General features: G+C 65.1%; 26 protein-coding genes. 4 read left to right on the top strand and 22 right to left on the bottom strand.

What is annotated here, in order from left to right:
- Positions 1-2: 2 nt before the first annotated feature.
- The 9 genes from nuoK to EPL01_RS18480 all read right to left on the bottom strand — a co-directional run bounded on the left by nuoK (position 3) and on the right by EPL01_RS18480 (position 7,423).
- Complete coding sequence (nuoK, locus tag EPL01_RS18440; RefSeq protein ID WP_135826746.1) at positions 3-305, bottom strand: NADH-quinone oxidoreductase subunit NuoK; 303 nt, start codon at positions 303-305, stop codon at positions 3-5.
- Entirely contained in the window at positions 306-689 is a 384-nt protein-coding gene (locus EPL01_RS18445) for an NADH-quinone oxidoreductase subunit J family protein (protein ID WP_246045751.1), read from the bottom strand. It abuts the gene before it with no gap.
- The gene (locus tag EPL01_RS18450) at positions 686-955 is read right to left on the bottom strand and encodes an NADH-quinone oxidoreductase subunit J (protein ID WP_135826780.1); all 270 of its coding nucleotides are present in this window, start codon (positions 953-955) and stop codon (positions 686-688) included. The genes EPL01_RS18445 and EPL01_RS18450 overlap by 4 nt, the downstream gene beginning before the upstream one ends.
- Positions 956-1,007: 52 nt before the next feature.
- Positions 1,008-1,469: a NuoI/complex I 23 kDa subunit family protein gene (locus EPL01_RS18455; RefSeq protein WP_135826747.1), complete on the bottom strand. Its 462-nt coding sequence runs from the start codon at positions 1,467-1,469 to the stop codon at positions 1,008-1,010.
- Complete coding sequence (locus EPL01_RS18460; protein WP_135826748.1) at positions 1,469-2,563, bottom strand: complex I subunit 1/NuoH family protein; 1,095 nt, start codon at positions 2,561-2,563, stop codon at positions 1,469-1,471. Before EPL01_RS18460 ends, EPL01_RS18455 begins: the two co-directional genes overlap by 1 nt.
- A 91-nt stretch (positions 2,564-2,654) precedes the next feature.
- Positions 2,655-3,065 carry an NADH-quinone oxidoreductase subunit A gene (locus EPL01_RS18465; protein ID WP_135826749.1) on the bottom strand — a complete coding sequence of 137 codons (411 nt, stop codon included), beginning with the start codon at positions 3,063-3,065 and terminating at the stop codon, positions 2,655-2,657.
- 672 nt (positions 3,066-3,737) lie between these two features.
- On the bottom strand, positions 3,738-4,379 hold the full coding sequence (gene purE, locus EPL01_RS18470) for a 5-(carboxyamino)imidazole ribonucleotide mutase (RefSeq protein WP_135826750.1): 642 nt from the start codon (positions 4,377-4,379) through the stop codon (positions 3,738-3,740).
- Positions 4,376-5,596 carry a 5-(carboxyamino)imidazole ribonucleotide synthase gene (locus tag EPL01_RS18475; RefSeq protein WP_135826751.1) on the bottom strand — a complete coding sequence of 407 codons (1,221 nt, stop codon included), beginning with the start codon at positions 5,594-5,596 and terminating at the stop codon, positions 4,376-4,378. The genes purE and EPL01_RS18475 overlap by 4 nt, the downstream gene beginning before the upstream one ends.
- A 69-nt stretch (positions 5,597-5,665) precedes the next feature.
- The gene (locus EPL01_RS18480) at positions 5,666-7,423 is read right to left on the bottom strand and encodes a flippase activity-associated protein Agl23 (protein ID WP_135826752.1); all 1,758 of its coding nucleotides are present in this window, start codon (positions 7,421-7,423) and stop codon (positions 5,666-5,668) included.
- An 80-nt stretch (positions 7,424-7,503) separates the two neighbouring features.
- Between EPL01_RS18480 and ribH the strand changes: the two genes are divergently transcribed.
- The 3 genes from ribH to EPL01_RS18495 all read left to right on the top strand — a co-directional run bounded on the left by ribH (position 7,504) and on the right by EPL01_RS18495 (position 10,043).
- The gene (gene ribH / locus EPL01_RS18485) at positions 7,504-7,905 is read left to right on the top strand and encodes a 6,7-dimethyl-8-ribityllumazine synthase (RefSeq protein WP_135826753.1); all 402 of its coding nucleotides are present in this window, start codon (positions 7,504-7,506) and stop codon (positions 7,903-7,905) included.
- Between the two features lies 1 nt (position 7,906).
- The gene (locus tag EPL01_RS18490; protein WP_135826754.1) at positions 7,907-9,049 is read left to right on the top strand and encodes a pyridoxal phosphate-dependent aminotransferase; all 1,143 of its coding nucleotides are present in this window, start codon (positions 7,907-7,909) and stop codon (positions 9,047-9,049) included.
- A 97-nt stretch (positions 9,050-9,146) separates the two neighbouring features.
- Entirely contained in the window at positions 9,147-10,043 is an 897-nt protein-coding gene (locus tag EPL01_RS18495; protein ID WP_135826755.1) for a universal stress protein, read from the top strand.
- 42 nt (positions 10,044-10,085) lie between these two features.
- Here EPL01_RS18495 and EPL01_RS21850 read toward each other — a convergent pair whose 3' ends face one another.
- The 3 genes from EPL01_RS21850 to cdd form a co-directional block, all read right to left on the bottom strand.
- On the bottom strand, positions 10,086-10,226 hold the full coding sequence (locus EPL01_RS21850; RefSeq protein WP_168215953.1) for a hypothetical protein: 141 nt from the start codon (positions 10,224-10,226) through the stop codon (positions 10,086-10,088).
- A gap of 192 nt (positions 10,227-10,418) precedes the next feature.
- Positions 10,419-11,240, bottom strand: coding sequence for a nucleoside phosphorylase (locus tag EPL01_RS18500; RefSeq protein WP_135826756.1), 822 nt, complete (start codon positions 11,238-11,240; stop codon positions 10,419-10,421).
- 488 nt (positions 11,241-11,728) lie between these two features.
- Positions 11,729-12,133: a cytidine deaminase gene (gene cdd, locus EPL01_RS18505; protein ID WP_135826757.1), complete on the bottom strand. Its 405-nt coding sequence runs from the start codon at positions 12,131-12,133 to the stop codon at positions 11,729-11,731.
- 85 nt (positions 12,134-12,218) lie between these two features.
- Here cdd and EPL01_RS18510 point away from each other — a divergent pair, with 85 nt between their 5' ends.
- The gene (locus tag EPL01_RS18510; RefSeq protein ID WP_135826758.1) at positions 12,219-13,007 is read left to right on the top strand and encodes a hypothetical protein; all 789 of its coding nucleotides are present in this window, start codon (positions 12,219-12,221) and stop codon (positions 13,005-13,007) included.
- A 575-nt stretch (positions 13,008-13,582) separates the two neighbouring features.
- Here the strand turns inward: EPL01_RS18510 and EPL01_RS18515 are convergent.
- The 10 genes from EPL01_RS18515 to EPL01_RS18560 all read right to left on the bottom strand — a co-directional run.
- Positions 13,583-14,617, bottom strand: coding sequence for an ABC transporter permease (locus tag EPL01_RS18515; protein WP_135826759.1), 1,035 nt, complete (start codon positions 14,615-14,617; stop codon positions 13,583-13,585).
- A complete protein-coding gene (locus tag EPL01_RS18520; RefSeq protein WP_135826760.1) occupies positions 14,614-15,912 on the bottom strand; it encodes an ABC transporter permease in 1,299 nt (432 codons plus the stop codon). Before EPL01_RS18520 ends, EPL01_RS18515 begins: the two co-directional genes overlap by 4 nt.
- Complete coding sequence (locus EPL01_RS18525) at positions 15,909-17,465, bottom strand: ABC transporter ATP-binding protein (protein ID WP_135826761.1); 1,557 nt, start codon at positions 17,463-17,465, stop codon at positions 15,909-15,911. Before EPL01_RS18525 ends, EPL01_RS18520 begins: the two co-directional genes overlap by 4 nt.
- 188 nt (positions 17,466-17,653) lie before the next feature.
- Positions 17,654-18,727 carry a BMP family lipoprotein gene (locus EPL01_RS18530; RefSeq protein WP_135826762.1) on the bottom strand — a complete coding sequence of 358 codons (1,074 nt, stop codon included), beginning with the start codon at positions 18,725-18,727 and terminating at the stop codon, positions 17,654-17,656.
- Positions 18,728-18,821: 94 nt separating this feature from the next.
- Entirely contained in the window at positions 18,822-19,973 is a 1,152-nt protein-coding gene (locus EPL01_RS18535; RefSeq protein WP_210424190.1) for a BMP family lipoprotein, read from the bottom strand.
- 129 nt (positions 19,974-20,102) lie between these two features.
- A complete protein-coding gene (locus EPL01_RS18540) occupies positions 20,103-21,464 on the bottom strand; it encodes a phosphohexomutase domain-containing protein (protein ID WP_135826763.1) in 1,362 nt (453 codons plus the stop codon).
- 349 nt (positions 21,465-21,813) lie between these two features.
- On the bottom strand, positions 21,814-22,287 hold the full coding sequence (locus tag EPL01_RS18545) for a DUF5793 family protein (protein WP_135826764.1): 474 nt from the start codon (positions 22,285-22,287) through the stop codon (positions 21,814-21,816).
- Between the two features lie 394 nt (positions 22,288-22,681).
- Positions 22,682-22,876: a hypothetical protein gene (locus tag EPL01_RS18550; RefSeq protein WP_135826765.1), complete on the bottom strand. Its 195-nt coding sequence runs from the start codon at positions 22,874-22,876 to the stop codon at positions 22,682-22,684.
- 1 nt (position 22,877) lies between these two features.
- Positions 22,878-23,378 carry a DUF7549 family protein gene (locus EPL01_RS18555; protein ID WP_135826766.1) on the bottom strand — a complete coding sequence of 167 codons (501 nt, stop codon included), beginning with the start codon at positions 23,376-23,378 and terminating at the stop codon, positions 22,878-22,880.
- Positions 23,379-23,479: 101 nt separating this feature from the next.
- Positions 23,480-23,598: integrase core domain-containing protein (locus EPL01_RS18560; RefSeq protein WP_135824065.1), on the bottom strand; the 119-nt coding region annotated here is incomplete at its 5' end.

Genomic DNA, 23,598 nt, shown 5'->3' on the forward strand with positions numbered 1-23,598 from the left:
TTTTACCACCTCATCGTTGCTGCTTCGGTTACGTCCACGTCCTTGAAGTTGCGATACAGGACGAGGATGATGCCGATACCGACCGCGACCTCGGCGGCCGCCAGCGCCAGCGTGAACAGGCTGAACGTCTGGCCCGTCAGGTTGCCGTGGAACCGCGAGAACGCGACGAGGTTGATGTTCGCCGCGTTCAGCAGTAGCTCCACGCTCATCAGGAACAGCAGGGCGTTCCGGCGGGTCAGGATGCCGAACACGCCGATGCTGAAGATTGCGGCCGACAGCAGGAGGTAGTACTCGATTGGGACCATCTACTGGTCACCTCCCTGCTGTTTGCCACCATCTGCGGCGACCTCGGCCGACTCGGACGCCTCGGCACCGGCCTCTTGGTGCGCTCGCAGGGCCGACGTAATCGTGCCGCTCTCCTCGCGGCGGGCCAGCATGACCGCGCCGACGAGTGCGGCGACCAGCACGAGGTCGATGATTTCGAAGGGAATCAGGAACCCTTCGCTCGCTATCGCGTTCTCTGCACCGATGTTGAACATCGCGTAGCCGATGCTCGCGGTGACGCCAGCGTCGCCAGCGAATCCGGACGCGGCCTCGCCGAACTCGGCGCCGACGAAGACCCACGCCATCACCGCGAACAGTCCGAGCGCGGCGACACCGGGCCACATCTTTCCGTCTTCTCCGTTCATACGTTCGATACCTCCTCTTCGGTCTTGGCCTGGCGCGTCAGCATCACGGCGAACGTGATGAGGATGAGCACTCCGCCCACGTAGACGAGTATCTGCATGGCCGCGAGGAACTCCGCCTGTAACATCACGTAGTGAACCGCGACGGAGAGCAACGCGACACCCAGCAGTAGCGCGGAGTGCCAGACGTCCTGTGCCAGGACGACGCCCAGACTGCTCGCTATCGTTACGAGAGCGAACAGCCCGAACGTGAGTAGTTCGTATACCATTTCAGTCACCTTGAAGTTCTGGTAATCGTCCTTTTAACGTTTCGAGACGGACTTACTGGTAGTCCACCTCACCTTCGCCCTCGCCGATCCACGCGCCGCGGTCGGGTTCCCGGGACTCGAGGGGGTCGATGTCCTTGTACCACGGCACGTTCTTCAACTGCTCTTTGTTGTAGATGAGGTCACCTTTGGTGTCGCCCGTGAACTCGAAGTTCTCCGTCAGCAGGATGGCGTCCACCGGGCAGACCTCCTCGCACAGTCGGCAGTAGATGCACTGTCCGATGTGGAGGTTGTACTGTTCGCCGTTGCGCTGGTCGTCCTGAACGATCTGAATCGTGTCGTTCGGACAGACGTTCTCGCACTGGCGACACCAGATGCAGCGCTCCTGGCTGAACTTGTGGACCCCGCGGAACCGCGGGCTTACTTCGGGAGCCACGTCAGGGTACTCGACCGTGAACGTGGTCCCGTCCAATGCGTGCTTCATCGTCGTTGCCATCGATTTCAGTACACCAATCATTAGAGCATCACCCCAACGATGACGGCCGTGAGGACGAGGTTAGCGAAGCTCAGCACGAGCATGCCCTTCCAGCCGATCTCGATGAGTTGGTCGATGCGGACGCGAGGCACCGCCGAACGCGCCCACTGCGTGAACAGGAAGACCGCCCAAATCTTGATGACGAACCAGACGAAGTTGAGCGACTCCGGAAGGAACGGACCGGTCGGGCCGCCGAGGAACAGCGTGGCGACGATGGCCCCACCGAGGAAGATGTGGAGGAACTCGCCGAGGTAGAACAGCACGAAGTACACCGACGAGTACTCTGTCTGGTAACCGGCGACGATTTCGGTCGGGGCTTCCGGGATGTCGAAGGGGTTCCGACCGACTTCAGCGAGGTTCGCCACCATGAACAGGATGAACGCGAAGGGGTTCACGAACGCGAACCACGACGGAATCGTGATGCCCGCGACGGTGAAAAGCGGCTCCTGCTGGGCCGCGACGATCTGGCTCATCTGGAGCGTGTCGGTGAACAGCACGACCGACGCCGCCGTGATGATGAGCGGAATCTCGTAGGCGATGTTCTGCGCAATCGCGCGCAGACCGCCCATCAGCGAGTACTTGTTACTCGACGCGTAGCCCGCCATCGCAATGCCGAGCGTGGCGATGGAGGCGACCGCGAACACGTAGGCCATCCCCGTCTCGGGGTCGGCGAGCTGCAGGTTGATGCCGAAGATGTGTCCCATCGGGATGACCGCGAAGCCCAGCAGCGCCGACGACGCCACGACGATCGGCGCGATGTCGAACGCCGGTCGGTCGGCCTCCTCGGGAACGATGAGTTCCTTCGAGAGGAGGCGGACCGCGTCGGCCACGATGATGAGCAGGCCAGCGGGACCGACGCGGTTGACCGCGATGCGGTCGGTGAACGCGGCGGTTATCTTCCGCTTGGCCCACGGTCCGGCGATGCCGGTCATCGCCAGCATGATGTTGCCGACGATGAACGCGGCGATGAAGGCCGCGATGGCCTCCTGCCAGATGGCCATGTTCGAGCCGAACAGCCACTTCCCGATGGTCTCGGGGAGCAGCGGCTCTGCCTGACCTTGGAGGGGGACGAACATCAGCGACCCACCTCCTCGACGGTCGTTAGCGTGTCGAGAGTCTCTTTTTGCGGCTCTGTGCTACAGGCAACCGTGTCTCGGAGTACGCCGCTCATTGTTCCACGCTCCGTTGGGAACGGTCGGGGTGACGAATCCAGCGAACCGCACCGTTGCGCCACGCCCATCCGAGACCAACCACGAGAACGCCGATGAAGATCAGCATCGGGAGCAGGGCTCCCGTCAGGCCGACGCCTTCCATCGAGACCGCTCGACGGTAGATGACCGTCCAGGGGAAGATGAGAACGGTCTCGATGTCGAAGACGACGAACAGCAGCGCGACCATGTAGTACTGGATGTTGAAACGGATTCGCGTGCTGCCCGTCGGCACTTCACCACTCTCGTAGGTTGTGGTTTTTCCTTTTTCGGGCACGGTGGGCCGGAGCAGGGTGGACACCGCCATCATCCCGAGCGGTATCAACAGCCCCACCAGCGCCAGCGCGCCAATAGCTATCCATGGATTCATGCGGATATTCTCCTACCACGCGGAGATTATGAGCGCACCCTCATAAGCGTTGATTCTTGCGATTCCAACGAATCTGGCCGCCTCAAGCGCCTTTGACACACTTGAGAGTTTCTGTCGGGAAACGAAATATTTCGACTCCAATCCGAAACGTCGGGGGGTTCACAGACGCTACCGAGCGGTCATCAGTCGGTGAAACTGACGTTAAGCAAAGCAAACCGGCCGAACAGCCCCCCGAATCGGTCGGCGCTATCGGTTTCGGAGCCGCCGAGCGGAGTCCCAGACCGGGGTTTCGCCGCCGTCAAAAATTGCCCGGATTTCAGCCGAAAGACCGTTGATTTAAGATGGTAGCTCCCGTGACCGGGCACGGAGTCTAGTTTCTCTACTGGCTGATGAATCTCTATATTCGACGTGTCGGCCCTCAACGGGCGGTTTCGAGGAGGAACGACACAGCGTCGAGGAGTTCCGGGCGAACGCGGGACCGCTCGCTTTCGCTCGCACCGGGGCAGAACCGTACCGCGAACGAGACGCCGCGCTCGCACGCGCTCCAGAACCGTTTAAACAACTATAGAAGTCTTAAGGACGACAAAATATTGCTAAGAATATTCTAAACAATTTCCTCAGGCAACTATTTGTTTCTGCAAATAGAACGAGGAGCGACTCGCTCCTCGCCGCTCACTCCTCGTCGCCGCGGAAGCCCGGCGTCCCCAGTTCGTGGAGGCGACGGGACACGTGGGCAACGTCTTCCTGCAAGTCGTCGTGGTACTCGACCAGTCGGTCGCGCAGTTCGTCGTGCTGGCGCGAGAGCATCTGGACCGCCGAGAGCGCGGCGTTGAACGACTTGCCCGCGTCCACCGCGACGAGGGGCGCGCCCTGGGGCATCCCGACGACCGAGGGCAGGGACTTCTCTTGGACCGGCACGCCGACGACCGGCAGGGGGTAGGCCAGCGAGGCCGTCATGTTCGGCAGGTCGGCGGATTTGCCGCCAGCGCCCGCGATAATCACGTCCAGACCGCGCTCCTCCGCGGTCTCGGCGTAGGCGTACATCAGTTCGGGCGTCCGGTGGGCCGACACGACGTAGGTCTCGAAGGTGAATCTGGCCTCCGGCGGGTCGTCGTAATCGGTGATTTCCTCGAAGCCGAGTTCGGTCAGCGCGTCGTAGGCTCCGGGTCGGCCCTCCTCGGACCCCGCCATCACGTCGAGGTCCGAGTCGCTCCCCATGACGATGCCGATTTCGGGGGTCTCCTCGGGATTTCTGTCGCGCTCTGCCTCCGCTCGCAGGTCGTCGATGAGTCGCTGGAGTTCGCTCTCGCTCATTGGAAAGTCACCTCGTCTCGCAGGTCGCGGGCGTCCGAAAGTAGCTGTTCAACTGATTCCGCGTCGCTCTCGCAGTCTCCGACGACGGTCAGATGGCCCATCTTCCGCAGCGAGTAGACCTCGTGTTTGCCGTACCAGTGATAGCTCGCGCCGGGGTGGGCCAAAATCGCCTCGTCGCCCGAGAGGTCGGCGGGTTGGCGCTCGTCTACGTCGCCCAGAATGTTCGCCATCGCAATCGGACTCCGGAGGTCGGTCGCGCCGAGCGGTCGCCCGGTGACGCCCCGGACGTGCTGTTCGAACTGGGAACTCAGCGCGCCCTCGATGGTGTAGTGACCCGAGTTGTGGGGCCGAGGAGCGATTTCGTTGACGAGAATCTCCCCGTCGGGAGTCTCGAACATCTCGATGCCGTAGACGCCCCGGCCCGACAGCAGGTCCAGCACGCCCTCGGCAACCTCGCGGGCGCGCTCGGCGACCGCCTCGTCGGTCCGGGCCGGGACGACCGTCTCGCGCAGAATCTCCTCGCGGTGGACGTTCTCCCCGAGCGGGAAGGTGGCGGTCTCGCCGTCGTCGTCGGACGAGGTCCGATTGCTCGCCGAGGTTCCCTCGGCGGTGCCCTTGACGCCGATGACCGAGACCTCGCGCTCGAAGTCCACGAACTCCTCGACCATCGCCCGCGCGCCGTCGCCCTCCGTGGTCTCCTCGATTTCGGCCAGCGCCTCGCCCGCGTCGCCCTCGTCGGCAATCGGGACGTTGCCCCGCCCGTCGTACCCGCCTTCGCGGGCCTTCAGCATGACGGGGTAGCCGAACTCTTCGAGCGCGGCGTCCAAGTCCTCGCGGTCGTCCACCTGCCGGAACTCGGGCACCGGAATCCCGGCCTCTCGCAGGGCCTCCTTCTGGACCAACTTGTCCTGAATCGTCCGGAGCGTCTCGGGGTCGGGGTGGACCGGCACGTCGAACTCCGACTCGACCGCTTCCAGCAGGTCCGGGTCGGCCAACTCGATTTCGTACGTCAAGTAGTCCGCGCGCGAGGCCAACTCCCGAACGCCCTCCTCGTCGTCGAAGTCGCCGACGATTTGGTCGCGGGCGACCGGCGAGGCCGGGCACTCGGGCGTCGGGTCGAGGACCACCACCTCGACGCCGAGCGGAGCGGCCGCCTCCGCCAGCATCCGGCCGAGCTGTCCGCCGCCGACGACGCCAAGCGTCTCTGTGTCGCTCATCTACCCGGAGGTTGTGGATAGGTCTGCATAAGATTTGCCAACTCGGGCGAACGATATACAAGAACGTGGTTACTTACTGGACTGGCCTCGGAGGTACTCCTCGTCTACGAAGAAGACGGTCTCGCTCCCCCAGAGGGTCATCTCCTCCTCGAAGGCCCGGTAGCCGTCGAGTCGCCCCGCCACCGCGTCTCGGTCGTCGGCGCGGGCGATGACGACCGGCGGCGGGTTCGACCCGACCACGTCGAGTTTCGAGGTGCTATCGACTTCCGCGCCGTACTTCTCGGTGTACCACGGGAGCGGCAGGCGGTCGTACCATCCTCCTCCGGCGGCCCACCTGTCGTTTTTCGACTCGTCGCCGACGTAGAAATCGGTTCCGTAGTACAGCACGTCGATGCCCTCGTTGTTGTTCGAGGCGTAGCGAATCCGTTCGAGAGTGTCCCCCATTCCGGACGCGGGCTGGCCGTACTGGACCAGTTTGTTGCGCTCGGTCTCGTCCGCGTCGAGATGCTGGTCGGCCGGGTGCTGGTAGGTCGTGCTGACCCCCGTCGCGGCGACCTGCCCGGCGACGAGCAACACGAGCAAGGCCGCCAACGTCGCGCTCACGGCGTCGCCGTCGGTTATGGCCTCGGCACCCCACCGGACCAGAATTGCGAGGCCGACCCCGGCGGGAATCGCCAGCGGCACGACCGCGTGGACGACCTCCCACGGGAAGGCGTTCTCCACGATGACGGGGTAGCCCAGAACGCTGACGAAGCCCCAGTAGAAGGTGAACGAGACCACGTCGCGGGGACGCTCGCCGACGTACCGGTCGGTGACGAACCCGACGACCGAGAGCGCCAGCAACGCGGCCGCGCCAGCCCATAGCACCGCGCCGAGCGACTTGAACGTCGAGAGGTACGACTTCTGGTTGCCCTCGCCCCACTTGCTGACGAACGACTCCCACGACCCCACGGTCGCCTCCTCGACGACCGCGGGGAACATGCCGGGGTTCGAGAAGGCCTTCCAGAGGCCGGGTTCGGAGATGCCCTGCGACCGCGGCGCGTAGAAGAAGATGACGACCGCGAAGAAGAACACGAGTCCGAGGACGAGGTGGAGGCCCCACCGCCCTGCTCGAAGCGCGCGCCACGTCTTCCCGGCCTCCTCGCGCAGGAAGGCCTTCCGGTCGTCGGCTCCGGCGACCAACTGGAGGCGGTGGTCGAACAGAAGGACCGCCGCGCCGACCCACGTCACGACGTAGACCAGCACGTTCTCCTTGGTCGTGAACGCCAGCGCGACCATTAATGTCCCGAGGTAGAGGTAGCGGGGCTTCTTCGTGTCGAACAGTCGAACGTAGAACGCCAGCGCGTACACCATGAACGCCGCCAGCAGGACGTCGTTGCGCATGAACCGCGAGTAGTAGAGGATGACGGGGTTGGCCGCGAAGAAGAGGCCGACCGCTATCATCTCGACCCGGCGGAGTCGCTCGCGCAGCAGCCACGCGGTCAGCGGGAGGAGGCCCGAGACGATTGCGACCGGCAGGCGCGCGAGGAAGTCGCTCGCGCCGAACCACTGGAAGAGGTACTTGTTGACGTGGTAGAGGAACGGGCCGTGGATGACGGCGTGGTACTCCCAGATGCCGTTCTCGGCGTAGCGCAGAATCCAGTAGCCGACCCGTGCTTCGTCCCAGTGGAAGGTCCGCGACCCGAGCGCGAACAGTCGGAGCGACAGCGACAGCAGCGTCACCGCGAGGACCGCGGCCGCCGTCCTCGTGCCGACCGCTCGACCGAACGCGCTCGCGGACTCGGGGGTCCACCGCCGAGTCGTCGCGGACTGCTCGTCTGCAGTCATCGTTTCCGGAATCCATCCGGAGGGATACAAGTTTTCCGGAGAACGGTAGTTCTTTTACGCGCCCAGACTTCGGTGCGCACATGGTTTCCCTCGGTCTCGTCGTCTCGCGGTTCAACCGCGAGATCACCGAGCAGATGGAAGAACACGCCCACGAGGCCGCCGCGGACCGCGGTGCCGAGGTGGTCGAAACCCTCCGCGTCCCCGGCGCGTACGACTCGCCGCTGGCGGCCGACCGACTGGCCCGCCGCGACGACATCGACGCGGTGGCAGTCGTCGGAACTGTCGTGACCGGCGACACCGACCACGACCAAGTCATCGCCGACGCGGCCGCACAAGGCCTCATCGACGTGAGTCTCGACCGGGACAAACCCGTCACCTTCGGGGTCTCCGGGCCGGGGATGTCCGGCGCGGAAGCTCGTGAGCGCGTGGACAAAGGCAAGGAAGCAGTAGACGCCGCAGTCGAACTCGCGGAGGAACTCTAACATGGACTTCTCAGACAGAATTCAGCGTGTCGAACCGAGCGCGACCCTCGCAATCAGCAACCTCGCCAGCGAACTCGAAGCCGAGGGCGCTGACGTCGTGGACCTGAGCGTCGGCGAACCCGACTTCCCGACGCCCGAAAACATCGTCGAGGCCGGACAGGAAGCGATGGACGCCGGACACACCGGCTACACCTCCTCGAACGGAATTGCCGAACTCAAGGCGGCCATCGCCGAGAAACTGCAGGGCGACGGTCTGGACCACGAGGCCGAGAACGTCATCGTCACCCCCGGCGCGAAGCAGGCGCTCTACGAGGCCATCCAGACCCTCGTTGACGACGGCGACGAAGTCGTCCTGCTCGACCCGGCGTGGGTTTCCTACGAGGCGATGGTCAAGCTCGCAGGAGGAGATTTGAACCGCGTGGACCTCGCGCCCCACGACTTCCAACTCGAACCCGCGCTTGAGGAACTCGGCGAAGCGATTTCCGACGAGACGGAACTCCTCGTGGTCAACTCGCCGAGCAACCCCACGGGAGCGGTCTACTCCGACGCCGCGCTGGAGGGCGTGCGCGACCTCGCGGTCGAACACGACGTGACCGTCATCAGCGACGAGATTTACCAGCAAATCACCTACGGCGAGGAGCCGACCAGTCTGGGAACCTTCGAGGGGATGGCCGACCGGACCGTCACGATAAACGGCTTCTCGAAGGCCTACTCGATGACCGGATGGCGGCTCGGCTACTTCGCGGGGCCGGAGGAGCTGATTTCGCAGGCCGGGAAACTCCACTCTCACTCGGTCTCCTGCGCGACCAACTTCGTCCAGCACGCGGGCGTCGAGGCCCTCCGGAACACCGACGAGGCGGTCGAAGAGATGGTCGAGGCCTTCGCCGAGCGCCGGGAGTTCTTGCTTGACCGCTTGGGCGAGGAGGGCGTCGAGGCTCCGGAACCCGACGGCGCGTTCTACCTGATGATGCCCGTCGCTGACGACGACCAGACGTGGTGCGAGGAGGCGCTGGAAGAGGCCCACGTCGCCACCGTTCCGGGGAGCGCGTTCGGCGCGCCGGGCTACGCCCGCATCTCCTACGCCAACAGCAAGGAGCGCATCGGCGAGGCCGTGGACCGCCTCGTGGACGCAGACCTGCTGTAATCGAGACAGCTATCGCTCCGCAAGCGACTGTTCCCGCCTTTTGAGAACTGCCAGCTATTTTAAGGAACGTCCCGACGTATCTACTGGTACGATTACCATGTACGATACGCTCCTCGTCCCCACCGACGGAAGCGAACACGCCGAGCGCGCCGCCGAACACGCCCTGAGCGTGGCCCGCCTGTTCGACGCGACAGTCCACCTCGTCAACGTCGTGGACGTACAGGACGCTGGCGGCCTCTTCAGCGCGGGCGGCGTCGACAAAGAGTTCATCGAGCGACTCGAAGACGAGGCCCGCGAGACGATTGCGGAGGTCGAGGACCTCGCCGAACCCGACGACGACGTTCGCACGGCGGTCGTCCGGGGCAAGCCCTCCGAGGGCATCCTCGACTACGCCGACGAGAACGACGCGGACCTCGTCTTCATGGGGACCCACGGTCGGACCGGCCTGAACCGCTACGTCACCGGGAGCGTCACCGAGCGCGTCGTCCGACTCGCCGACGCGCCGGTGTTCACGGTGCGGGCGACCGACCGGAGCGTCCTCGGCGACGGCTACGACGACGTCCTGATTCCGACCGACGGGAGCGAGTGCGCTGCCGCCGCAATCGACCACGGTCTCGCCATCGCCGAGCAGTACGACGCGACCGTCCACGCGGTCAGCGTGGTCGACGTCCGGGCCTTGACGAGTTCCAACGACATGCCGCCCCAGACCCGACTGCTGGAGCAGTTCGAAGAGCAGGGAGAGAAGGCGACCGAATCGGTCGCCGAGCGCGCCCGCGAGGCCGGTCTCGACGCGACGACCGAGGTTCGAGACGGGATTCCGGCCCGGAGCCTCCTCGACTACGCCGACGAGAACGACGTGGACCTGATTGCGATGGGGACTCACGGTCGGACCGGGTTCCAGCGATACTTCCTCGGGAGCACCACCGCGAAGGTCGTCCGGACTGCCGACGTGCCGGTTTTGTCGGTGCGCTCGTCGGAGAACGCCGAGGAGTAGCGCCGCTGTTGGCGTCGTGCGGTGGTCGGCGTCCTCTTTTTATCAGGCTCGTGGACCGGTGACTGCTCTGAGCCGGTCGAGGAACTGTTCGACTAGCTCCTCGACTCCCGAGCGGTCGCCGTGGCGCTCGCGGTACTCCTCGGCGACCGACTGGTAGGTGCCGATGGTGTGGGAATCGGTCATTCGTCGGCGGCTCGGCGTCGGAACGCTTGAATCTGGCTCAGCCCTCTCGGGGTAGTCGGACTGGCAGTTACGGAGTCATCGACGCTGTTGACTGACTTGCCAACTCCCTGCCCGCAACTGCGCGAAACGTCCAACCCGAGTTGGTCCCGTATTGGTATTTAAAATCTCGCCGCTGAGAAGGAAGTCGAGTATTCAGTCCAGACTCAGGCCCGGATGCCACCGCTCGACGCCCGCTTCCTGCTTTTTCTGGTCCATCTGCGCCAGTAGCTTCACCGCGAGGCTGGCGGTCTCGGCGGCGCGGTTCTCGCCCTCGGTCATGAACTCGCCGGTCTCGCGGTTGGCGAACACCGAGCAGACCGCGCCCGCCCGGAGGTCGTAGACGTTGGCGAGAGTCATGATGGCGCTGGCCTCCATCTCGATGTTCTTGACGTTCGCGTCCTTCAGGGCGTCCACGAGTTCGTCGCTCCCGGCGGCCTCGAAGCCGTCGAAGCCCGGTCGGCCCTGCCCGGCGTAGAAGCTGTCGGCGCTCATCGTGATGCCGGTGTGGTAGTCGTAGTCGAGGCGCTCGGCGGCGGCGACGAGCGCGGAGACGACCTCGTAGTCTGCGACCGCGGGGTAGTCCTCGCGGACGTACTCGTCGCTGGTGCCCTCTTGGCGGACCCCGCCGGTCGTGATGACCAAGTCGCCGACCTCCATGCCCTCCTGAATCGCACCACAGGAGCCGACTCGGATGAACGTGTCCACGCCGACGCGGGCCAACTCCTCGACCGCGATTGCCGCGGAGGGGCTACCGATACCGGTCGAGGTGACGCTGATGGGCGTGCCCTCGTAGTCGCCCGTGACGGTCCGGTACTCGCGGTGGTGGGCCTTCTCCTCGGCGTCGTCCCAGAACTGAGTAATCTTCTCGACTCGCTCGGGGTTGCCCGGCAAGAGCACGGCGTCGGCCACGTCGTCCTCGCCGACCTCGATGTGATACTGCACCTCGTCGTTGGGGTCTTCGCTATCGCCGGTCATCGCGTTTGCTGACTCTGCGTGTGCGTATAAATTCCGAGGATACTCGGAGGCGGTGGTCGCGTTGCGAACCCGTGCTGTTTTCTTTCCCGGCGCGCGCTGGCGCGACCCCGTGTCGCGCCCTCATTCGCGCGAGGGACGAACGACCGCGCTCTGCGCGGGAGTGAGGAGGTTGGGGAGGCGTGAGGCACTCGCTCGGCGAGGCTTTCCATCGGCGAACGCCCGACCGGGAAACCGACAGGGAGGGATGAAGGGACCGCCCGGTCGCGTTCATTGTAGTCGCTCCTCGACTCTTATCCGCGACGGGCGGTGCCGAGAGGAGCGGATATGTCGAGGAGCGACCGCGAGCGGGCGGGGGCTTCAAGAGGTGTTCACGACCCTCATTGCCGTTGCGTCGGTAACGGTGCAAAGCGACCGAGCGTGGGCTTCGGAAGCCAACCCCGTGACGCCCCTACCGTCCACGTTCGCAGGTCTCGACACCCTCGACGCCCTTACTCCAGCATCTCCTCGGTAATCGTGTTCGGCAGGAGTTCGCCGAGGGTGTACTCGGCCACGTCGGCGCTCCCGTCTGCCGACTCGCCCTCGTCGCAGAGAATCGGCAGGTCGTCGTCGCAGAACTCCGAGAGCGTCTGGCGGCACATCCCGCAGGGGGTCACGCCGTCCCGAGCGCCGGAACTGACCGCCAGCGCCGCGAACTCGCGGTGGCCCTCCTTGATTGCCTCGGCGATGGCGACCTCCTCGGCGTGGAGGCTGTTGCTGTAGTTGGCGTTCTCGATGTTACACCCGACGTAGACGCTTCCGTCGGCGGTCTGGAGCGCCGCGCCGACCGGGTAGTCCGAGTAGGGCACGTGCGCCTCGTCCTGCACTTCGCGTGCGGCTTCGACGAGTTCGTCCATGGTGGCGGGGTTTGGAGCGGGCGGGGCATATATCCCCCGTCTGCGACCACTAGCATTTATTGTCGTTTTTCTGGTAGCTTGTCGTATGGACCACGAGCGCGCCTTCGCCGCCGCGTTCGGAGCGTACACCGGGTGTCTGGTTGTACCGGCCGCGACGTGGGTCTTCGTCGGCCCACTGTGGACAGTCCTCGCCGCCGGATTCGCCGTGACTACTGTTGCGGCGTATCTGGCGGCCCGAAAAGCCGACCTTGCTACGAGTCTCACGGGCGTCTGGCGCAACCTCGCGCTGGTCGGTCTCCCGCTCGTCTACCTCCCCGCGCTCGTCTTTCGACCACCCGGCCTCTCGCCAATCGAGTTCGTCGCCACGCCCGCGGCCGTCGGCCTCCTCGGACTTCTGCCCGGCCTCGTCGCCGTCGTCGCGGGAGACGTTTACCGCAATCGACGCGCGTTCGAGGAGGCGACAGTCCACGTCAAGTTCGAGGCCCGACCCGGCCCTCGCGCCCGGCGGATGAAACTCCTCGCAGTAGGGTTCGTCGTCTTCGGCGGCGTCTTCGGCGCGCTCGTGATGCTGTTCGCGGGTGGGGACCTGAATTCGGGTACTTTCGTGACCTACGTCGCAGGCGTGATGGGCAGTTTAGCTCCGATTTTCGCCGGCAACGGTGACGAGCGCGAGGTCGCCGTCACCGACGCCGGAGTCAAGGTTCAGATGCAGGTTCACGACTGGGACACGTTCGCGGACTACGACGTGACCGACGACGCGCTGGTACTGGAGCGACCGGGCCGGTTCCGTTCGTCGTTCAAGTTCGACCGCGAGGACGTGGAACGACTGGACGAGGTGGAGACCACGTTGAAGCGGTACCTCCCGCGCGAGTGACCGAGATATACGTGTAGTAGTCCTTAGGAAATAGAAATAATCATTTCCCGATTGTATTTGTTTCTCTATCGTCGTCGGCCGCTACCGCAAGGGTTCAAATACGAGGCCGGGACGAATCCCGGCCGGACGTTTCGAGCGGTTCCCGGCGAGGACAGTACGCGCGTACTGCGGAACCGCCAGTCCGACTACCCCGAGAGGGCTGAGCCATACGCGTCGAGTTGCACCGCTGTCGGCTCGTTCCGGGCTGTCGGTTCCGGGCACCGACGCGGGACAGACTGGACCGGGACACGGGGCTAGCGACTGCTGACTCCGAGGAGGACCGCCACCGCGACCGCCCCGCACAGCACCGCTACCGTGACCTCACGCCTCCCCAGCCTCGCGGCCACGCAAGGTGGCCGCGTCCCTCGCGCGGTGTTGGTGCGACACGAGAGTCGCACCAGCGCGCGCCGAGTCGGTTGGTCGAGTCAGCACGGACCGAGTGGGACAGCCGAACTAGCCTACGCCGGCAGAAAGAGTCGCAACTCTGCCGAGGAAAACCGAACGCCACGCAAAAGACCGAAAGACGGAGCGAGTCCCTACTCCTCGCCGGACTCGTAGTGGTCGCCCGCCGCGGCGGGAATCCGGGTGTGGCCGACGAACGCCAGCACGACGACCACCGTCACGTAGGGGATGATGCCGATGAGTTCGCTCGGGATGTTGTAGCCCAACTGCTGGAGGCGAATCTGGAGCGCGTCGAGGCTGGCGAACAGGAAGGACGCGCCGAAGGCCCCGAGCGGGTTGTAGTTGCCGAAGAGGTAGGCCGTGATGCCGATCCAGCCACGGCCGTTGACCATCGTCGCGCCGCCGCCGATGAACTGGCCGACGCGGCCCAAGGCAAGCCCGGCACCGCCGAGGCCCGAGAAGAATCCGGACAGCAGGACGCCCGCGTACCGGACCTTCCGAACGTCCACGCCCACCGTATCGAGCGCCTTCGGGTTCTCGCCGCTGGCCTCTATCCACCGGCCGAACGAGGTCCGGTTGAGCGCGTACCACGCCGCGGGGACCGAAATCAGCATCATCACGACCGGCGGGTTCGCCTCGACCACGAGGAGGTCGAAGTTGTTCAGCGTGGCGACCGGCGGGCTGTTGACCTGGCCCCAGATGACCTTGCTGGCGAACGGCGCGAGGCCGAGCGCGATGAGCCACACCGCCAGTCCCGCGATAATCTGGTCGGCCTTGAACTCGATGCAGATGACCGCGAACAGCAGGGCGAACAGCACGCTCGCCAGCACCGCGACCCAGAAGCCGATCCAGAGCTGGAACTGGCTCGGCGTACCCCCACTTATCACTCCAGCTACCGCGATGGAGGTGAACGCCGAGATGATGAGCAGGCCTTCGAGGCCGATGTTGATGACGCCGCTCTTCTCGGCGAAGATGCCCCCGAGCGCGGCGAACGCGATGGGGACCGTGAGCCGCAGGACCGACCGGACGTAGTTGGCGTCGATGATGGCGACGATTTCGCCGACCGGACTGGCGGGGAAGAACAACTCGACCGCCGCCAGCGCCGCGACCACCAGCGCGGCGAGTCCGGCGAGCCAGCGGCGCTTGCGCGAGGGTTCGGCGTAGCTCATTCGTCGTCACCTCCTCGGTCGTCGGCGTCACTTCCAGTTGTCGTCTCGCCCGCGCCGTCGGTGGCGACCGCCGGTTCGTCGTCGCCGAACCGGAAGCGCGCGCCGACCATCCGGAAGAACTCCGGCATGGCGATGAACAGGATGATGAGGCCGCGCAGGACCCCGACCAACTGCTTGGGGACCGCGAGTTGGAACTCGATGGCGAGGCTCCCGGTCTTGAGCGCGCCGAACAGCAACGCCGCCGGAACCACGCCGAGCGGATTGTTGCCCGCCAGAATCGAGACGGTGATGCCGTCGAAGCCCAGCGCCGGGATGCCGGTCCGCCAGCGCGAGGCGACCATCAGCACGTAGACCGCGCCGCCGAGGCCGCCGAGCGCGCCGGACAGCGCCATGCTGGAGACCACCATCCTCTCGGAATCGACGCCGCCGTACTCGGCGGCCTCCGGTTGGACGCCGCTGGTCCGCAGGTCGTAGCCGAAGGAGGTCCCGTTGAGCATCCAGTAAATGGCCCCGCCGAGCGCGAGTGCCCCGGCAAGCGCGAGCATCGAGAAGACCGTCGTGTCGAAGAACACGGGCTGAAGCTTCGCAAACTCGGGGATAGCACGAGTCTGGACGGTCTGGCTCTCGGGGTCTTTGAACACCTCCGAGACGAGCGTGAACGCGATGCCCGACGCCACGAAGTTGAGCATGATGGTCGTGATGACCTCGTTGGCGTCGGCGTAGGCCTTGAGCGCGCCCGGAATCGCGCCCCAGAGGCCGCCGACCAGCGCGCCGACCAGCAGGCCGACCGCGATGAGAATCAGACCGCCGACGATGCCCGCGGGGACGACCGGCGCGACCCAGAGGACCGCGAGTGCGGTCCCGAGCGCACCCAGCACGAGTTGGCCCTGCGTCCCGATGTTGAACATCCCGGCGCGGAAGGCCACCGCGACCGACAGGCCGGTGAACAGCAACAGCGTGGTCTCCTTGAGCGTGATGGCGACGTTGTAGGCGGGCCAGACCGCGCCCTTGAACAGGACGTAGTACACCGAAACCGGGTCGTAGCAGAACGACCCGACGCCCGACGCCGAGAAGAACGGCGAGTCGCAGGTCGCCACCCACCCCGAGACGAGGATGACGAGCGCGCCGACGACCACCGAGAGCGCCAGCGCCGCGAGGCTGATGAGGACGCGCTCGGCCGCCGAGGCGTCCACGAGGCGGGAGAGCGCCCGGTCTGCCCGAACCTGCCACGAGTCGTCGGGGTTCGGGTCGGCCTGTTCGCCGTCGCGGTCCGGGCCGGGACCACCGTCGCTCATCGTTCACCTCCCGGAGCGTCGGCGATGCTGGGCGCGTCCTCCGGAATCTCCCCGGCCATCAGCAGGCCGAGTTCCTCCTCGGTCACGCGCTCGGGGTCCACCACGTCCACGATTTCGCCCTCGTGCATGACGCCGAGCCGGTCCGAGAGCTGTTGGACCTCGTCGAGTTTCGAGGAGACCAGCAAAATAGTCTTGCCCGCACGCCGCAGGTCGAGGATGCGCTCGTGGATGAACTCGATGCTCCCCACGTCCACCCCGCGGGTCGGGTGGGAAGCGACCACGACTTCGGGGTCGCGGGCGAACTCCCGACCGACGACGAACTTCTGCTGGTTGCCGCCCGACAGCGACTCGGCCTCGGCGTCGGCGTTCGGCGGGCGCACGTCGTACTCCTCGATGATGTCCTCGGCGTGATTCCGGGTGTGGCCCCAGTCGATGCGGCCGCCGTCGGCGAACTCGGAGGTGTGCTGGCTCCCGAGGAGGCCGTTCTCCACGAGGTCGAACTCCATCACGAGGCCGCGCTCTTGGCGGTCCTCGGGCACGTAGGCCAGTCCGGCGTCGATGCGCTCGCGCCGCGAGAGGTCGGTCACGTCTCGGCCCTCGAACGCGACGCTTCCCTCGTCGGGCGTGGTGAGTCCGGTGATGGCCTCCACGAGTTCCGACTGTCCGTTGCCGTCCACGCCCGCGATGCCGAACACCTCGCCCTCGCGGGCCGAGATGTTCACGCCGCTGACCTGCTCGACGCCCCGGTTGTCGGTGACTCTGAGATTCGAGACTTCGAGGCCCACGTCGCCCATTTCGACCGGGTCTTTGTCGGCCTCTAGCAGGACCTCGCGGCCGACCATCAGTTCGGCTAGCTCCTCCCGACTCGTGCCGTCGGCGTCCACGGTGCCGACGTTCTTGCCGTCGCGCAGGACCGTGATGTCGTCGGCGGCCTCCATCGCCTCGCCCAACTTGTGGGTGATGAAGATAATCGTCTTGTCCTCGGCGGCGAGTTCCTCGAACACCTCGAAGAGGTCCTCGACCTCCTGCGGTGTGAGGACGGCGGTCGGTTCGTCCAGAATCAGCACGTCGGCTCCCCCGTAGAGCGCTTTCAGAATCTCGACGCGCTGTTGGACCCCGACGCTCACGTCCTCGACGCGGGCGGTGGGGTCGACGTCGAAGCCGTAGCGTTCGCTCAGGTCTCGGACGTCGCGCTCGGCCTGCTCGCGGTCCATCGCCAGCCCGAACCACTTGCGGGGTTCGTGGCCGAGGACGATGTTCTCGGCCGTGGTCAGCGTGTCGACCAGCATGAAGTGCTGGTGAATCATCCCGATGCCCGCGTCGATGGCGTCCCGCGGCGTGTCGAACTCCCGAGGCTCCCCGTGGAGGTGGACCGTTCCGCCCTCCGGCTGGTAGAGACCGTAGAGCACGTTCATCAGCGTGGTCTTGCCAGCACCGTTCTCGCCGAGGAGGGCGTGGACGCTCCCCTCCTCGACTTCGAGGTCGACCTCGTCGTTGGCGACGACGCCGGGGAATCGCTTCGTGATTCCCTCTAGGTGGACGGCTGTGCTCATCTTTTGTCGGTGTTCATGACCTGCCTGCTTAAGTAACGCGGAATCCTGAGACACGTTTCAGCCGGAAGACGTGTCGTCGGTGTCGTAACTCGCTGTTTTTGGTTTCGCCTCGTGCTCTCGGAGAATCGTCTCTGATTGCTTTGGACGCGTCTTCAATCAGTAAATAATTGTATGGATTGCTCAGTTGCCTACTGCGTCGTCGTGGGCGATTGGCCGACGTTTGCCGGTTTGGTCGGCACTTCGATTTCCCCGCTCACGATTTGCTGCTCGGACTGTTCGAGCGCCGATTTGACCTGCTGGGGAATGTCGGATTTCAGCCCCTGCCCGTAGACCGCTTCGACGCCGTTCTGCTCCAGTCCGAGGCTGTTGACCGCTCCGCCCTCGAAGTTGTCGTTCGTCACGCGCCGGATGGACCGGAACACCGCCTCGTCTACGTGTTTGACCATGCTGGCCAGAATCACGTTGCCGTACTCCGGCAGGCTCTGGCTCTGGTCGGCGTCGACACCGATGGCGTACCGACCGCTGTTCTGGGCCGCCCTGAACACCCCGTTGCCGGTGCCGCCCGCGGCGTGGTAGATGACGTCCGCGCCGTCGTTGTACATCGAGTTGGCGATGGACTGACCCTGCGCGGGGTCGCTGAACGACCCGGCGTAGGCCGAGAGGACGTTGACGTCCGCGTTGGCGTGCTTGACGCCCGCCTTGTATCCGGCCTCGAACTTCTTGATGAGCGGGACCTCCTGCCCGCCGACGAACCCGACCGTCGTCGCGTCGTTGGTCTGGCCCGTCCCGGCGCTGAAGTCCATCGTCGTCAGCAGGCCCGCGAGGTGGCCGACTTGGAAAGAGCCCTGATGCTCCTTGAAGACGTAACTGGCGACGTTGTCCTGCTCGACCACCGTGTCCACGACCATGAACTTCTGGTCGCCGAACCGCTGGGCGTTGCGCTTGAGGCCGTCGGCCTGCACGAATCCGATGCAACAGATGAGGTCGTAGTCCGGGTTCTGCGACCGGGCGAACCGGCGCTGGAGCGAGGCCACGTCGCTCGGACTGCTCGGTTCGGCGTTCTGAAACTGCACGTTGAACTCCTTCTGAGCGCGCTGGACCCCGGCGTGAGCCATGTCGTTGAACGAGTTGTCGCCCAGTCCGCCCGTGGCGTACACCATCCCGACGTTAGTGGTGTCGTCCTGCAAGAACCCGGTCGTCCCGAACGCGGCCGTCCCGCCCAATGCTCCCAAGAACTGTCGTCGATTGGTTCTCCCCCACATACCCCACGAGATTGCATAGCAAACGTGATGAAAGCGACGCTTTCTTGCCGGAACGGGGCCTCGAAAACGAGGAAAACTGGTCGGAAACCGCGCCTCAGACGTTCTCGGGTTTGGTCGGCACTTCGATGTCGCCCGCGATAATCTTCTCGCGCGAGGAGTCGAGGCTCGACTTGACGGAGTCGGGAATTTCCGACCCGAGGTCCTTGCCGTAGACCGCCGCGACGCCGTCCTTCTCCAGACCGAGGCTCTGGACCGACCCGCCCTTGAAGTTTCCGTTGCGAGTACGCTCGACCGAGCGGTAGACCGCCTCGTCCACGGACTTGACCATGCTGGCCAGAATTACGTCGCTGTACTTGGTCAGGCTCTTGGACTGGTCGGAGTCGACGCCGATGGCGAACCGACCCTGCTTCTGGGCCGCCTTGAAGACGCCGTTGCCGGTGCCGCCCGCGGCGTGGTAGACGATGTCCGCGCCCTTGTTGTACATCGAGTTGGCGATGGACTGTCCCTTGCCGGGGTCGCTCCACGCGCCAGCGTACGCCGACGAGACCGTCACGTCGGAGTTAGCGTGCTTGACGCCCGCCTTGAATCCGGCCTCGAACTTCTTGATGAGCGGGACCTCCTTACCACCGACGAAGCCGACCTTCAGGTCGCCGTTGGTCTGGCCCGCCCCGGCGCTGAAGTCCTTCTTCGAGGTCAACAGACCGGCGAGGTGGCCGACTTGGAACGAGCCCTGATGCTCCTTGAACGTGTAACTCGCCACGTTCTCCCGCTCGACCACCGAGTCCACGACCATGAACTTCTGGTCGGAGAAGCGCTTGGCGTTCTCCTTGAGCGCGCTGGTCTGGACGAAGCCGATGCAACTGATGAGGTCGTAGTCGGGGTTGTTCGACCGGGCGAACTTGCGCTGGAGGGTCGCCACGTCGCCGGGACTGCTGGGTTCGGCGTTCTTGAACTCCACGTCGAACTCCGAGGCGGCCTGCTTGATGCCCTTGTGGGCCATGTCGTTGAACGAGTTGTCGCCGAGGCCGCCCGTGGCGTACACCATCCCGACGTTCGTCGGTTCGGACTCCGTGGTAGTCTCCTCGGTCGTCCCGTCGCCGGACTCCGTCGAGTCGCCGCCGGATTCGGTGGTCGTCTCGCCGCCACCGCCGCCACCGCCGCCGAGACAGCCCGCGAGTCCAGTTCCGACGAGTCCGGCCCCGCCGATTTTGAGCATCCGCCGTTTTCCTTCGTCTATTTTTGCCATCTTACTCTATGGAGTTTCGGCAAGTATTGATAAAACCGTCGCTTCAAAACCAAAAACCATGGAAAATACGGTAAAAGTTTGCCGTAGTCTGAAATTTGAGTGTCGGTAGCGCAGGCGAGCCTGTCGGACTCAGGCCTGCTCGGTGACCTCGGCCTCCACGACTTCCGAGGCGTCGGCGACCAGCGCGTCCACGTCGTCGCTCTCGGCGTAGATTCGGACGTAGGGTTCGGTCCCGCTCGGTCGGACCAGCACCCACGACGAGTCGGGGAAGGTCGCTCGGACGCCGTACTCGGTGGCGACTTCGGCCTCGGGGAACCGGTCGGGAATCGCCGATTCCAGTCGCTCCATCACCGGGACCTTGGCGTCGTCGGGACACGAGACGCTGACCTTCCGGTAGGGGCGCTCGGTCACGGGTTCGCGGAGGTGCGCGAGACCACCGGCGTCGGCGACGAGACGAGCGATTACGGCCGCGCTGGTCACGCCGTCTATCCACCCGCCGAACTGGGTGTGGACGTGCTTCCACGGTTCGGCCGCGAAGGCGACCTCGGTGTCGTCGCCTCCGTTCTCGCGGGCCGCGGCGATGCCCTCGTGGAGCGCGCCGAGTCGGACGCGCTCGACTCGACCCCCGGCCTCCTCGACCTGTTCGTCGATTCGCCCGGAGGCGTTGGGCGTCGTCACGACCACGGGGTCGTCGGCCTCGCTCTGTCGGGTGTAATGGGCCGAGAGGATGGCGACCACGGTGTCCTCGTGGACGACCTCGCCGTCGCCGTCTACGACGACGATTCGGTCGGCGTCGCCGTCGTGGCCGATTCCGAGGTCCGCCTCGTCGTCGGCTTCCAGAAAGTTCCGCAGGTCCGAGAGGGTTTCGGGGGTCGGCTTGCTCTCGCGTCCGGGGAAGTGCCCGTCAACGTTGGCGTTGAGCGTGACGACCTCCCCGCCGAGCGCCCGGAGGACTTGCGGAGTGGCGACCGCGGCCATCCCGTTGCCGCAATCGACCACGACGCGGAGTCCGTCGAGGGGCGCGCCCTGTCCCCGGGCGTAGTCGATGACCGCCTCGCGGTAGGCGTCGAGGACGCTCACGGCTTCGCTGTCGCCCCACTGGTCCCACGCGACTGCGGGTTCGTCGGCCTCGACTCGGCGGTTGACGGTCTGCTCGGCCTCGCGGTCGTACTCCTCGCCGTCCACGAACAGTTTGATACCGTTGTCGGTCGGCGGGTTGTGACTCGCGGTCAGCATCGCGCCGCGTCGCCCCTGCGAGGCGAACGCGAGGGCAGGGGTCGGGAGTTGGCCCGCCCGGCGCACGTCGGCCCCGGCGCTCTCCAGTCCGGCCTCCATCGCGGCCGCCAGCGCCGGTCCGGTCTCCCGGCCGTCGCGCGCGACGACGAACTCCTGCCCATCGCGTCCGGCGGCGCGACCCACCGCCAGCGCGAGTTCCGGCGTCACCTTCTCGACCGCGCTTCCGCGGATACCCGCGGTCCCAAAGAGGTCCATACCGTGACGTGACGCCCGCGGACACTTAGCTTTCCGCGATTCGGCGCAGGTAGTTCGGCGCAGGCGACTCGGTGTGAGTAACTCCGGTGAGCGACGCCCCGGTCGGTAGGCGTGGGAGTCCATCCCCCGTGAAAAATAAACCCTCGGGCGTGGTACTCGGTAAGTATGGACTACACTGACCCGCAAGGACTCTTCGACATCGTTCTCTGGAGCATCGTGCTGATGGCGGCAATCGTTCTCGCGTACCTGCTGCTGTTCGGTAGCTTCTGAGTAGTTTCGCGGTGTCCGGACCGGCCGACCAGTTCGGAGTTGTCGGGTGGAGGGAGTTGTCGCCGACGAGCGGCGGGGGTCAGAGCTCGACGCCGCTCGGGATGAGACTGTGCTGGCGGAGCAGGTTGCCCTCGTCGTTGTAGACCAAGAACGTGCTCTTGTCGTACTCGACGAGGTCGTCGCCGTTGATGCTGATTTCGACGTGGTACCGGCCGTCCATGTCGCCCGAGGCCTTGCCGTACTCGCGGGCGGCGGTGATGAACTTCAGCACGTCGTCGGCGTCCTGGTTCAGTTCCAGCACGAAGTCACCCGTGATGCGGTTAGTGACGCTGACGACGCCCGTGGTGTCGTCGTCGTCCACGGGACCTTGGAGTCTGAACGCCACGTCGGTCTCCTCGGCGTCGAGCAAGTCGTCGTCTGTCCCCGTGAGGCGCTCGCGGAGCGTCGAGGAGGGGCCCTCGAAGTCGATAATTACCGTCGGCTTCTTGGCCTCGTCGCCGTCCTCGACCCAATCGACGTTTCGAACCTCCAGCGTGAAGTAGTCGCGCCTCATTCCGTACGCACCACTACGACCCGGCGCGTCATGAACGTAACGCCACTCCCACGAAGCGACACCGTCGAAGAAAGTCGAACTTACTCGTCCGGGAACCGGTCGCACAGCCGATAAATAGGGGCATGAACAGTAGTCTCGCCGAAACGAAGCGGGCGAGCGGTGAGTTATAGTAGTTTCTCCGGCGCGCGCTGGCGCGACCCCGTGTCGCGCCACCGGCGTGCGAGGTCTGCGAGAGCGTAGCGACCGCAGGCTCGGCAGAGCTTGTCTCTGCCGGTGGATGACTGAACGACCGAACGCGGTGAGGGAGTGAGGGAAGAGGCTGGGGAGGTGTGAGGCTCGCGGTAGCTGTTGCGGTGCTGTGCGGTGCGGTAAACGCCTCGACTCAAGCCTGAAGCTAGCTTCTCTGTCCCTTCGAATCAGTATCGTCCAAATCTTCCTTCTCGAAGGAAGCATCGTCCAACTCCTCTTTCTCGAAGGAAGCATCGTCCAACTCCTCTTTCTCGAAGGAAGCATCGTCCAACTCCTCTTTCTCGAAGGAAGCATCGTCCAACTCCTCTTTCTCGAAGAACAGTCGCCGAAGACGAATCACGTCACTCCCGTCGCGCAACCAGAAGCGCCCCGCCGAACAGGTACAGCAGCACCACGCCGACCGGAATCGGCAGACCGGGGAACCCGCGCGTCCAGAGGAGCCACGTCGCCACCGTGAGCACGACCCCCGCCAGCGAGAGGAGCGCGCCCATCGCCCGCACCGCGTCGAAGGCGGCCTCGACGCGCTCCTCGGCGAGGTAGAGCGCGAGACTCAGCGCCACCGCCGCGCCGACGACCGCCGCGCCGACCGCCCACGCTTGGTAGGCGACCGCAATCGACTGGCCCTCCTGATAGGAGAGCGCACCGAGCGGCGTCATCACCGCCGCGGCCTCCGAGATGGAGATGCCGAAGACGTACCGGACCTGAAAGAACGGGAAGCGAACGAACAGGACGCTACCGACGCCCGAGAGCGTCGAGTAGGTGATGTTCCACGGGAGCAACGCCGAGAGCCACGCGAGGACGACGGCCAACTCTCCGGCGTACTCCGAGCGAACCCAGACCATGCGCGAGTGAGCGAAAGCCGGGGAGTAAAAGCTACCGGGACGGCTTAGAGACTGTTTTGTATTTGTTTGGAGCAGAAATATATTTTCTTAACAGGCACTGTCTAGTTACGCACCTCCTGAATCGGGGTGCGTCCATCGAGTGCTTGATGCGGTCGTTGTGCGTTATAATAGTGTGTAAACTGTACAAGCCACTCGCGGGCGCTTTGCTGACTGCCCACCC

This window comes from Halorussus ruber, from assembly GCF_004765785.1.
In the GTDB taxonomy this organism is placed as follows: domain Archaea; phylum Halobacteriota; class Halobacteria; order Halobacteriales; family Haladaptataceae; genus Halorussus; species Halorussus ruber.